Source organism: Rhodococcus sp. ABRD24, assembly GCF_004328705.1.
Lineage (GTDB): Bacteria > Actinomycetota > Actinomycetes > Mycobacteriales > Mycobacteriaceae > Prescottella.
In genome coordinates this window covers 4,634,052-4,646,630 of the sequence record NZ_CP035319.1, presented here as the reverse complement: position 1 = coordinate 4,646,630, position 12,579 = coordinate 4,634,052, and the positions used below count along the sequence as shown (strand labels likewise).

Sequence of the window (12,579 nt, the reverse complement as noted above, 5' to 3'; positions counted from 1 at the left end):
GGGCTTCATCTCACGGGACAGCAGGCAACGAGGCCGTCCGCCTGCATCAGTGGGTCAGGACTCATCTCGCTCCGATGCGCGTGCGGGCTGATGCAGTAACCGGCCCCTACTGCTGCGCGGCCGGCGAGAATCGATCAATGACCCGCTGTGGGTCGACCTCGTGAGCCGGGAGTCGCCGAAGCAGCGCGTCGAGCACCATTCCGTCCAGCGCGGTTACGAGCCCGGAAGCATCGGTGTGCGCAAAGCCGCGTTCGCACAGAACGGCAACGAGGTGGTCCCGGCCGCGAACCAGTTCGGCAGCGAGCTCGGCGTCGTGGAATGACGCGACAACGAGTTCGTAGCGCGCCCTGGTTCTTCCTGCCTCGTCGCCGAGCCACCGTGCAATCTGCTGATGTGGAGTCTCGCCCACGGCGGGGATGTCTCCATCGAGTAGGTGTCGGACCATCGCCAGGACCAGACCGCGCTGGTTCGTGAAGTGATGACGTGCGCTGCCGTGAGGGACGCCGGCCTCGTCTTCGACACCTCGCATCGACCAGCCCCGGAACCCGACTCTGCCGAGCAGTTCCAACCCGGCGTCGAGCAGCGAATCTCGCGTGGACTTCTCCATGTGGAGAGTCTATCGTGATGCAGTCCTCTCCACGCGGAGAAATTCTTGGGATCGGAGCATCCGATGGTGGTCTTCTTCGACATTCTTCTCGCGCTATGCGTAGCCATGACGCTCTGGTTCTTCGGCTACGCCATCTATCGCTCGGTGTTCGAGGAATCCGATCGTCGATAGGCCGCCTACCAGGAGCGGGGTAGGCGGCGGGAGCTCCGGCGAACGCCCGCCGCTCCCACCGAACCGAACTCCTGACAGACCGGCTCGATCGCAAGAATGCGAATCAGTGGCCGCCCACCCCGTCTGGTGTAGACGCCCACTGATCACATCTGCCGGGTTCTCGCAGCCCATCGTCGCTATGGCGTGACATCCGCGCGGCAGCGCGCGGTTCGGTGTCAGCCCCGAATCGCGGTGAGGATCTCGGCGAGCGCGCTCTCGACGGCGACCTCACGGGATTCGCCGGTGAACCGATCGCGCAACTCCACCTTGCCGTCGGCGAAGCCGCGGCCCACAACGACGACGAGCGGGATGCCGATCAGCTCGGAGTCCTTGAACTTCACACCGGGTGACGCCTTGCGATCGTCGAACAGGACCTCAACGCGGGACTTGTCCAGCTCGGCGGCCAGGGCCTCGGCGCCTTCACGGGCGGCGTCGTCCTTGTTCGCGACCACGAGGTGCACATCGAATGGGGTGACCTCGGCGGGCCAGCGCAGCCCCTTGTCGTCGTGGTGCTGCTCGGCGATGACCGCGACCAGACGCGAGATGCCGATGCCGTACGAGCCCATGGTCGGGCGGACCGGCTTGCCGTTCTCGCCGAGCACGTCGACGCCGAAGACGTCGGTGTATTTGCGGCCCAGCTGGAATACGTGCCCGACCTCGATGCCGCGGGCGGCAACGAGAGCTCCGGCTCCGTCGGGCGACGGGTCGCCGTCGCGCACCTCGGCGGCCTCGATGGTGCCGTCCGGGGTGAAGTCGCGTCCGGCGACCAGGCCCACGAAGTGCTTACCTTCTTCGTCGGCGCCGGTGATCCAGCTAGTGCCGTCCACGACGCGTGGGTCGACGAGGTAGCGGACGCCGTTCTCCTGCAGCGCCTTCGGACCGATATAACCCTTGACGAGGAAAGGATTGTTCTTGAAGTCCGTCTCTGTGATGAGCACGTACTCGGCCGGCTCGAGTGCGGCCTCGAGGCGCTTCTCGTCGACTTCGCGGTCACCGGGGATGCCGATCGCGAGCAGCTCCCATTCGCCACCGGGCACGCGGGACTTGACCATGATGTTCTTCAGGGTGTCCGCGGCGGTCACCGTCCGGCCCAGGTCTGCGCCGTTGGCCCACTCGACGAGGGTGTCGATGGTCTCGGTGCCGGGGGTGTCGTGCACCTTCGCCTCGGGCAGACCGTCAAACGGAATCGGCTCGGGGGCAAGGGTTTTGACAGCTTCAACGTTGGCGGCATAGCCGGACTCGAGGCAGCGGACGTAGGTATCCTCGCCGATTGCGCTCTCGGCGAGGAACTCCTCCGAGGCACTGCCGCCCATCGCACCCGAGGTCGCCGAGACAATGACGTACTTGACGCCGAGCCGGGCCAGGATCCGCTCGTAGGTGTCGCGGTGCGCCTGATAGGACGCCGCCAGGCCCTCGTCGGTGAGGTCGAACGAATACGAGTCCTTCATCACGAACTCGCGGCCGCGCAGGATGCCAGCGCGCGGACGCTCCTCGTCGCGATACTTCGTCTGCACCTGATAAAGGGTGACCGGGAAGTCCTTGTAGGAGTTGTACTCACCCTTGACGGTGAGCGCGAAGAGCTCCTCGTGTGTGGGGCCGAGCATGTAGTCGTTGCCCTTGCGATCCTTGAGGCGGAACAGGCTGGCGCCATACTCGGTCCAGCGGTTCGACGTCTCGTAGGGATCGCGCGGCAGCAGCGCGGGGAGCAGGATCTCCTGCCCACCCATCGCATTCATCTCCTCGCGGACCACACGCTCCACCTCACGCAGCACGCGCAGACCCAGCGGCAGCCACGAGTACACGCCTGGGGCGATGCGCCTCACGTAGCCGGCGCGGACCAGCAGCTTGTGACTGGCGACCTCGGCGTCGGCCGGGTCGTCGCGGAGGGTGCGGAGGAACAGGTGCGACATACGGGTGATCACGAATTAGCAGCCTAGTCGGTTGAGCTTGCGAAACCGATCGAGGGCACAGCGGTTGAGCTTGCGAAACCGATCGAGGGCACAGCGGTTGAGCTTGCGAAACCGATCGACGGCACAGCGGTTGACCGTCATGCAAGCGAGGGATCTGCGGCTCCCCACGTCGAGTCGACCAGCCGCACTCCAGGCGACGGGCACGGTCTCCGAAATGTCGGGCACACCAGATTCGACGAAGGTGCGGTAACTTAGGTTTGCTTTAGTTACCCTAGGCTCACCTAATTAGAGGTGCCGCTATTGCGGCCGTAACCAGGAAGAAGGAAGATGCGCGCGTTGACCAGGGCTGCTTTCGCGACCATCGCGGTCGCCATGGCAGTGACGACGCCGATGGGCCTCGCCATTGCCGCCCCCGATACCTCAGGTGACAGTGGCGCCACCCAAACCGCTTCCAGTACGCCGGTCACAACAGTGTCCAAGAAGACCGGCCTGAAGGACGGTGACAAGATCGACATCTCGGGCACCGGGTTCTCGGGCGCCGGCGCCGGCATCTACGTCGGCCTCGTCCAGGACGACAAGTTCTCGACCACTGACGGCAGCGTCTGGATTACCCAGGCGTGGATCAGGGCGGCCGAAATCAAGAGCGGCTCCTGGACTACCCGCGTCGATGTCGTGGCCATCAAGGACTCGTTCGACTGCATCGAGAATGCGTGCTCGATCTACACCGTCGCAGCGCACGGCTCACCGGACCGAACCCAGGACACCAAGACCCCGGTGACATTCGCGGCGCACCCGACCACCACCACCACCAAACCACCGACCACCACCGCACCGACCACCACCATTCCACCGACCACCACCACGCCGACCACCACCACGCCGACCACCACCAAACCGCCGACCACCACCACGCCGACCACCACCAAACCGCCGACCACCACCACCAAACCGCCGACCACATCTCAGACAACCGGCGGCGGACCCCGTGTCGACACCGACAAGACCAGCGGACTCAATGCGGCGGGGGACTCGATCACCGTGCGCGGCAGCGGTTTCTCGACCGCAGGCATGGGCATCTATGTCGGTATCGCCCAGACGAACCGGTACTCGTCGACCGACGCCTCGGCTTTCTACGGTACGAAGTACATCAAGCCGTCCGACATGCCGGGCGGTTCCTTCTCGACCAAGATCGACGTCCTTGGCGCGTTTCCCGGCGGCGACTGCATCAACAACACTTGCGCCCTCTACACGCTCGCAGCACACGGCTCGAGCGACCGCAGCCAGGACACCAAGACCCCGATCAGCTTCGTCGGCACCGCGCCACCGCTCACCGGTGGCGGCGAGACCAGCGCGGGCGGAGCCACAACCGGTCCCGGCGCGGCCGGCGCGGCTCCCGGCACCACGTTCACGGCCAACAGCAACCTGGCGGTGTCGCTGTCGAAGGCGAGCGGCATCAACCCGTCCGGTGAGACGGTCACTGTCTCCGGTTCCGGCTTCTCCGGCGCCGCGCCTGGCCTCTACGTCGGCCTCGTTCAGGACAACGTGTTCTCCGCAGCCGACGCCTCTGTGTGGATGACTTCGGCATTCATCAAGCCGGAGCAGATCTCCGGTGGTCATTGGTCACTGCCCGTGGAACTGATCGCGAACCAGGGTGCCTTCGACTGCATCAAGAATGCGTGTTCGATCTACACCGTCATGGCCCACGGTTCTTCGGACCGCAGCCAGGACACCAAGACCCCGGTGAGCTTCGTCGGCAGCGTCGCACCGGGCACCGTCACCGCCCCGCCCGTGCTGAATGCCGCCGGCGGTCCCGGCATCGCAAAGACTGCGGCCGTTACACTCTCGAAGGCCAAGGGCCTGAAGATCGAAGGCGACCAGATCACGATCGCGGGCACCGGATTCTCAGGTGCACCTCCCGGCATCTACGTCGGACTGATCCAGGAGAACAAGTTCACCACCACCGATGCCGGCGCTTGGATGACCACGGCGTTCATCACGCCGAGCGGGATCAAGAACGGCGCATGGTCGACCACCATGAAGGTGCAGGCCGTCAAGGGCGACTCGGACTGCACCAAGAATCCGTGCTCGATCTACACGATCGCAGCGCACGGTTCGAGCGACCGCAGCCAGGACACCCAGACGCCCGTCAGCTTCGGTGACGACCCCAACGCACCCAATGCCGACAAGGCTGCATCAGCAGCACTGACGGCGGCCGACGGCGGCTCGAACGGTGACGGCAACGCCTCGTCGGACGACGCGAACGCCGCTTCCCCTGCGATCCGCAATCTTGCCGACGCGTTGACCGACGTCACCGCGTGGATCCTTCCGCTGCTCATCGGCGGAGTCGTCGGAGCCGGAATCGCAGTAGCGGCAACCTTCGCACTACGCCGCCGAACCTAGCACTGCCTGCCACCTAGCCCGAGGGGCGTCCGGTCCGGACGCCCCTCACAGAATTATGCACTGAACTGGTCTTTTAGGACACATCGCACCTCTGGACCCGCATGCTTCTACCCCTTTACCGAAGATCAAATTAAGTCTAGCCTTACCTAAGTATTCGCCATCTCGGCGGACCCACCTCAGAAAGAAGGACAATGCGCGCGTTCACAAAGTCCGCGATCGTGGCCGTCGCCGGCACGCTCGCCTGCACGATGTCTCTGGGAGTCGCAGCAGCGCAGACCAGCCCGCTCGGCTCACTGGGCAGCCTCGGCTCCAGCGCTCCAGGACCGGAAGAACCCGAAGAGGCAACGCCACTGGTGTCGCTGTCGAAGGCCACCGGCATCGCGGCCGCCGGTGAGACCATCACCGTCGCGGGCAGCGGCTTCTCCGGCGCCGGCGCCGGCATCTACGTCGGTCTCGTCCAGGACGACAAGTACTCCGCCACCGACTCCACCGCCTGGATGACGACCAAGTGGCTCGAGGCAACCGACATCGTGAGCGGCGCATGGACCGCCGACATCGACGTCGCCGCGATCAAGGGCGACTCGAACTGCCTCGAGAACGCCTGCTCCATCTACACCGTCTCCGCGCACGGCTCGCCCGACCGCACCCAGGACACCAAGACCCCGGTGAGCTTTGCGCCGTCCGTCGTCGTGCCGACCGGGCCCGCTGTGACCGCGTCCAAGACCGCGAACATCGCGGCCGCCGGTGAGGACATCACCATCTCCGGCACCGGATTCGAAGGTGCCGCCGCAAGCACCGGCCTCTACGTCGGCGTCATCCAGGACAACAAGTGGTCCCCCACCGACGCAACTGCCTGGGGCGCACAAACCTTCGTCCGGCCCAGCGCCATCTCCGGCGGCGCATGGAGCACCACCCTCAACATCAAGGCCGTCCAGGGCGGCGCGGACTGCCTCGCCAACGCGTGCTCGATCTACACCGTCATGGCTCACGGCTCCGCCGACCGTAGCCAGGACACCACGACACCGATCACCTTCGCGGCGCCCGCTGCCGGAGTGGTCGTCGACGCTTCCGAGATCCGGAACGTCGCCGGCCTACAATTCGACGCCGGGTAGAGCACCTGAACTGACCCGCGGAACAACCGAAGTCTGGCCTTCGCTCTTTGCAGCGGAGGCCAGACCTGATTCCTGTGCCCAGCCAGCCGCGACGCAGATCCACACGCCGAGGGCGCCGGCGCCGCAGCCGCGCGGTAGCGTTGGCGATCGTGCTTGTCCTGCTTCCCCCTTCCGAAACCAAATCCGACGGCGGCAAGGGCGCGCCCCTCGACCTGGGCGAGCTGTCGATGCCACAGTTGAGCGAGACCCGCGAGATGCTGGTGCAGGCGCTCGTCGACCTGTCGGCGGACACCGAGGCGTCGAATGTGGCATTGGGACTGGGCCTGAAGCAGGCCGACGAGATCGAACGCAACGCCAAGCTGTGGGCCTCCCCCACCCGGCCCGCGCTCGAACGCTACACGGGCGTGCTGTTCGACGCGCTCGACGCGAAGTCGTTCACAAAGGTCCAGCGGGAGAAGGCATATCGTCGGCTCGGGATGGGCTCGGCACTGTTCGGTGCCATCCGGGCCGGAGACCCGATTCCCGCGTACCGGCTCTCCGGCGGGTCCAAGCTGCCCGGCTTCGGCACCCTGCAGTCACTGTGGAAGCCGGAACTGTCCGACGCCCTCGTCGCGGAGGCCGACGGCGGACTGGTGGTCGACCTGCGGTCGGGCACCTACCAGCAGCTGGGCCCGGTGCCCGGCGCGATCATCGCAACCGTCCTCACCGAGCAGACCGACGGCTCCCGGAAGGTGGTGAGTCACTTCAACAAGCACCACAAGGGTCTACTCGCGCGGGCACTGACCGTCTCTCGCGCCGAGCCGACCGACATCAGGGGCGTCGCGCGGGTCGCGTCGAAGGCCGGTCTCACCGTCGAGACCGCCTCCGACGGCGAACTGATCATCCTGACGTGAGGCAGCTGCCTACAACCGCGGGTCCACCGGCTCCGACTCGAGCGCGAGGACAGCGAACACGGCCTGGTGGATCCTCCACAGCGGCTCCACCTTGATCAGCCGGTCGATCGCCTCCATCCCGAGCGCGTGCTCGCGCAGCGCCATCGACTGCTTGTGGCCCAGACTCCGGTTCCGCAACCGGGCCAGGTTCTCCGGCTCGGTGTAGTGCGGACCGTAGATCAGCCGCAGGTACTCACGTCCACGTACCTTGATTCCCAGCTGCACTCGTCCGCCACCGCGGTGGTTATGGAACGGCTTGACCACCATTCCCTCGCCGCCTGCCCCGGTCAGCTCCTCCCACCATGCGACGCCCGACGCCTCCGACTCGGGCACCCTCGTGTCCACGAGCACTCGCCGCGTCGTCGTGAACAGCGTCGGCGCAACGTCCGCGAGTCGATCCGCAACCTCGAGGTGCCAACCGTGGTCGCGGTCACCATAGCTCACCCCCTCGGTCGCCAGCACCTGGAACGGCGCGAGCCGCACCCCGACGAGCCCTTCCGTCGGCCACACGTATCTCCGGTACGCCTCGATGTAGCTCTCGACGTCGTCGGCTCGGGACCTGTTCCCCGCCAACAACACACCGACGTCGAGCCCCCGCCCGGACGCAGCATCGAGCACCGCCGTGCGCGCGGACAAGTCCGCGGACGCCGCCGCACCGACGGCCGCGTATTGCGATCGCAGCAGCGCCTCCGACTTCGCCGACCAGGGCAGCAGTTCGGTGTCGAGCAGCACCCAGTCAGTGCCGAGTTCGTCCCACAGCCCAGCCGCCCCGACCGCATCCGCGACGTTGGCGACCAACAACTCGGTCAGCGTATCCCCGAACATGCGCCGGCCGGTCCGGGTGTGCACCATCCCCGAGAGCCCGTCACCGACACCGAAGCGCTCTGCAGCCACGGCCGCGTCGCGGCACACCAACACCACAGCGCGCGAACCCATATGCTTCTCTTCACAGATCACCTCGTCCACCTTCGCCTTTCGATAGGCATCGAAGGCTTCGGCAGGATGCTCGAGAAGTCCCGGGAGTGCCGAGGTCGCGCACGGCGACATCGTCGGCGGAAGATAGTTGAGCCATCGCGGATCAACCGCGTAGCGACTCATCACCTCGAGTGCGCCCGCCGCGTTTTCCGGACGAACCGAGATCCGCCCGCGAGTCGAAGTCTCCACTCCCCCCACCCGAAGAATGTCGTCGATGTCGAGGGCCTGCGGATCCGACGCGGGCTGGTGCAGAGGCTTGACCGGTCGATACCACTGCCGCTCGGCGGGCACCGACACCACCTCGCGTTCCGGGTATCGCATTGCGGTGAGCGCGCCGCCGAAGACGCACCCGGTGTCGAGGCAAGCGGTGCGGTTGATCCAGCGCACGTCGGGCACGGGTGTGTGCCCGTACAGCACAATGGCCTCACCCCGGTAGTCCTCAGCCCAGGGATAGCGCACGGGAAAACCGAACTCGTCTGTCTCCCCAGTGGTCTCGCCGTACAGCGCGAAGCTGCGCACCCGACCCGACGCGCGGTTGTGGTATTCCTCCTTGAGCCCGGCGTGTGCGACGACCAGCCGTCCCCCGTCGAGGACGAGGTGCGCGACGAGTCCGTCGCAGAAGTCCGCGACCTGTCTGCGAAAATCCTCGGACTCACCGGCCAGCTGCTCGAGGGTGTACCCGAGACCGTGCGTGACACTGACCTTCTTGCCGCGCAGCGCCTTGACCAGTTTGTTCTCGTGGTTTCCAGGAACGCCGAGGGCGTGGCCAGCGGCGACCATCCCCATCACCAATCGGAGCACACCGGGCGAGTCGGGCCCCCGGTCGACGTAGTCGCCCACGAAGACCGCGGTCCGACCGGCTGGCGGAACCGCGTCCACCGCCCGACCCAGCTCATCGCGAAGCACGGTGTATCCCATTATGCCCAGCAGTGTTTCGAGCTCACTGAGGCACCCGTGGATGTCACCGATCACGTCGAAGGGTCCGGTCAGGTCGCGCCGATCGCTACGCAGAGGCTGCCGGACAATCCGAGCCGACTCGACGGCGTCGACGCCGTCCAGCACGTGCACAGCCCGGAACCCCTCCCGGGAGAGCCCGCGCATCGAACGGCTCAGTTGCTGGTGCTGACGGCGCAGCACGGCGCGATCGAAAGCGCGGTCGCCGCGGGCCGCGTTGCGCTCGGCACACACCGGCTCCGGAATGTCCAGGACGATCGCCACAGGAAGCGCATCGTGGCTGCGGGCGAGATCGATCAGCTTCTTCCGTGCCGCCGGCTGGACGCTGGTGGCGTCGACGACGGTCAGCCTTCCCGCCCGTAGTCGCTTGGCCGCGATGAACTCGAGTACTTCGAATGCGTCGGCCGTCGCGGCCTGCGCGTTCGGGTCGTCACTGACGAGCCCCCGGCAGTGATCGCTCGAGATCACCTCATAGGAGCCGAAATGCTGAGCAGCGAAGGAAGACTTGCCGGATCCGCTGATCCCGACGAGCACGACCAAGGACGGTTCGGGAATCTCGACGACACTCATCTACGTGTCCTCCTTTCGGGTGAAAACAGCCATCTGGGTGGGCGTGCCGTGGGTCTCGTCGAGCTCGCCGATCCCGGAGAAACTCACGTCGTAGCCATGTGTTACTGCGAGGCCCGCCGCCCAGATCTCGAATTGTGTTCGGGTGTATTCGAAACGGTGATCCGGATGTCGGAATGCGCCCGCCCCGAGGTTCGGGTAGAGCGCGTTGTACTCCGCGTTGGGCGTCGTCACCAGTACCACCCGCGGCCGCATGTCACCGAAGACCGACTGCACGAGGGCGGGCAGGCGCGACTCGTCGACGTGCTCGACGACCTCCATCAGCACCACCGCGTCGAAGCCACGAAGCCGCGCGTCGCGGTAGGTGGCCGAGGACTGCAACACCGCGACACGGTCCCGCTGACCGTCCGGCAGCTCGTCGACGCCGAGCCTGCGCTCGGCCCTGCGGAGTGCGCTGTCGCTGACATCGACGCCGACGATCCTGGTGAACGAGGGCCGGGCCAACATGGCTCCCAGCAATCGACCTTCCCCGCAGCCCAGATCCACCACTCGTGCCGCACCCAGCTTCTCCAGGGTCGTCAGCACCGCATCCTGGCGTAGTTGCGCGAGGCTCGTGTCGGGCGTGGGCGCATCGGCATTTTGGTCTACAGGATCGTCGGTCAATCGATCGACTACCGACGACACCAGTTCCCGACGGTGTGCCAGGTACCGCGACGCGATCAGCCCGGTCTCGGGATGGCCGGCCAGCCATTCACCGGCCATCCGCACCAGCTTGTCCACCTCTTCCTCGCCCACCCAGTAGTGCTTGACATCGTCGAGCACCGGAAGCAGCACGTACAGGTGACGCAGCGCCGCCGACAGTGTTGTGGTTCCCGACAGCTCGAGGCGCACGTAATCCGCGTCACCCCACTGCGGAATGGTCTCGTCGAGGGGCAGCGGGACCGCAGTCACGTCCCAGCCGAGCGGGCCGAAGAGTCGGCCGGGGAGATCTGCGCCGCCGCGGGCCGGCATCGCCGGGATCTTGATTTGCAGTGGCATCGCGACGTCGACAAGGTCCGGATGTGTCTTGCAGACGCCGGCCAACGCCGACTTGAACACCCGAGACAGGGCGACCGCCAGCATCGACGACCCGGCATACGGCCGATCGTTCACATACTGGCCGAGTGCGAATCCGTCACTGCCGCGGCGGAACTTGCTGCGCGCGAGTTCGATGGGATCGACGTCGAGGAGTAGCGCCGCAGTACACCGCGCACGAGTCGACTCCGGATAGAGCACGGTCGCGGTGCCGACGGACAACTCGAACGTCTGCACCCGATCCGGATGCTTGTGCAGCAGGTAGCCGAGGTCCGAGGCGTCCGGGACTTCGTCTGTGGCGGTAGCAGTCAGTGTGAGCAGCACCGAGTGCACGTTACGGCCCAGCTGATCGTTCAGCCAGGACATTTCGGGCGCGGCACCACCTATGCCTCCTGCGCCGCCTTCTCCGCGGCCTGGGCCTGTGCCACCTGCCCGGGCGAGAACCGGATGAACAGCGCGGTCAGCGCCGCCAGGAGCGCGAAGATCGCGCAACCCAGGAGAGCGAACATGTAGCCCTCGCTGAGCGCGGACAACTGGTCCGGCGTCATGTCCTTGGCCACGCCCGAGATTCCGCCGAGCGACAGCGTCTTCGACGTGGCCATCGCACCGACGATCGCGAGCCCCACCGGCCCGAACAGCGTCTGTGCCACCTGCGCGATCGCGGCCAGCGGACCTATCTCGTGCGGCCCGACGCCGGCGATCGCACACAGCGGCAGCGGCACCACGGCGAGGCCGACACCGAAGCCGACACCGACTACGAGCAGGAACAGGTTCCCGACGTACGTCGCGGAAGCGTCGAGCGTGGAGCCGTACAGCAGGCCGACAAAGGTGATGACCATGCCTGTCACGACGAGCCACCGGGCCTGGACCTTCACCGCGAGCTTGGAGGCGACGAAGGCCGCGGCACCGAGGCCGAACGCGAACGGCACGAAAGCGAGGCCCGCGCGCAACGGCGTGTAGCCGAGGATGTCCTGAACGAACAGCGCGACGAACGGCGCCAGCGAGAACATCACCATGCCGACGAGGGCGAGGGCGATGAACGTCGCGACCCGGCTGCGATTGCGGAACAGCGAAAACGGCAGTAGCGGGTTCTCAGCGCGGCGCTCGACCGCGAGGAACGCGCCCAGCAGTGCCAACCCGCCGATCAACCCTGCGAGCACGAGGGGGCTGCCCCAACCCATCTCCGGGCCCTCGGTGAAACCGAATACGACGGCGGCACAGCCCAGGGTTGCGAGGATGGCTCCAGGCACGTCCAGCTTGAGCCGCTCGGCTCCGGTCTCCTCGAGTGCGCGGAATGCGAACACCAGGATCACCAGGCCGATCGGCACGTTGATCAGGAAGATCCACCGCCACGACAACTCGGTGAGTGCGCCACCGATGATCAGACCGGCCACCGAGCCGACACCCGTCATGGCCGCGAAGATCGCCACGGCCTGGTTCCGCACCGGACCGGGCGCGAATGTGGTCGCAACGAGCGCGAGCGCGGTCGGTGAGGCGATCGCCGCGCCCACACCCTGTAACGCCCGGGCCACCACGAGCGTGGCCTCGTTGACCGCCAACCCGCACAGCAACGACGTGATCGTGAAGAGCGCCACGCCGCCGGTGAAGACGCGCTTACGCCCGAACGAGTCGCCCAGTCTGCCGCCCAGCAGCATCAGGCCACCGTAGGTGAGGGCATACGACGTGATCACCCAGTTGCGCCCGGAATCACTGAGCCCCAGGTCTTCCTGAATCTTGGCGAGCGCGAGCGAGGCGACGGTTCCGTCGAGCACCATCATCAGCTGCATGCCGCTGAGGACGATGATCGCGAGGCCGAACGCACGCGTGGTCACGGGGTA

At 66.4% G+C, this 12,579-nt stretch carries 9 protein-coding genes; 4 read left to right on the top strand and 5 right to left on the bottom strand.

What is annotated here, in order from left to right; translation table 11 throughout:
* Positions 1–106: 106 nt before the first annotated feature.
* Complete coding sequence (locus tag ERC79_RS20770) at positions 107–607, bottom strand: TetR/AcrR family transcriptional regulator (RefSeq protein WP_131580258.1); 501 nt, start codon at positions 605–607, stop codon at positions 107–109.
* Between the two features lie 45 nt (positions 608–652).
* On the opposite strand from ERC79_RS20770, the gene ERC79_RS23795 reads away from it, so the two are divergent.
* Positions 653–778: a hypothetical protein gene (locus tag ERC79_RS23795; RefSeq protein WP_278249713.1), complete on the top strand. Its 126-nt coding sequence runs from the start codon at positions 653–655 to the stop codon at positions 776–778.
* 215 nt (positions 779–993) lie between these two features.
* Here ERC79_RS23795 and ERC79_RS20765 read toward each other — a convergent pair whose 3' ends face one another.
* Positions 994–2,739, bottom strand: coding sequence for a proline--tRNA ligase (locus ERC79_RS20765; RefSeq protein ID WP_131580257.1), 1,746 nt, complete (start codon positions 2,737–2,739; stop codon positions 994–996).
* A 315-nt stretch (positions 2,740–3,054) separates the two neighbouring features.
* On the opposite strand from ERC79_RS20765, the gene ERC79_RS20755 reads away from it, so the two are divergent.
* The 3 genes from ERC79_RS20755 (at position 3,055) to yaaA (ending at position 7,132) form a co-directional block, all read left to right on the top strand.
* Complete coding sequence (locus ERC79_RS20755; RefSeq protein WP_165497014.1) at positions 3,055–5,127, top strand: hypothetical protein; 2,073 nt, start codon at positions 3,055–3,057, stop codon at positions 5,125–5,127.
* A gap of 191 nt (positions 5,128–5,318) precedes the next feature.
* Positions 5,319–6,239: a hypothetical protein gene (locus tag ERC79_RS20750; RefSeq protein ID WP_131580254.1), complete on the top strand. Its 921-nt coding sequence runs from the start codon at positions 5,319–5,321 to the stop codon at positions 6,237–6,239.
* A gap of 149 nt (positions 6,240–6,388) precedes the next feature.
* Positions 6,389–7,132 (top strand): peroxide stress protein YaaA, encoded by a 744-nt coding sequence (yaaA, locus tag ERC79_RS20745; RefSeq protein WP_131580253.1) that lies wholly within the window; start codon positions 6,389–6,391, stop codon positions 7,130–7,132.
* Between the two features lie 9 nt (positions 7,133–7,141).
* Here yaaA and ERC79_RS20740 read toward each other — a convergent pair whose 3' ends face one another.
* The 3 genes from ERC79_RS20740 to ERC79_RS20730 are packed head-to-tail and all read right to left on the bottom strand — an operon-like array spanning position 7,142 to position 12,528.
* On the bottom strand, positions 7,142–9,670 hold the full coding sequence (locus ERC79_RS20740; protein WP_131580252.1) for a polynucleotide kinase-phosphatase: 2,529 nt from the start codon (positions 9,668–9,670) through the stop codon (positions 7,142–7,144).
* Complete coding sequence (locus ERC79_RS20735; protein WP_131580251.1) at positions 9,671–11,107, bottom strand: 3' terminal RNA ribose 2'-O-methyltransferase Hen1; 1,437 nt, start codon at positions 11,105–11,107, stop codon at positions 9,671–9,673. It lies immediately after the preceding gene.
* A gap of 17 nt (positions 11,108–11,124) precedes the next feature.
* Positions 11,125–12,528: a DHA2 family efflux MFS transporter permease subunit gene (locus ERC79_RS20730; RefSeq protein WP_242676917.1), complete on the bottom strand. Its 1,404-nt coding sequence runs from the start codon at positions 12,526–12,528 to the stop codon at positions 11,125–11,127.
* Positions 12,529–12,579: the final 51 nt, after the last annotated feature.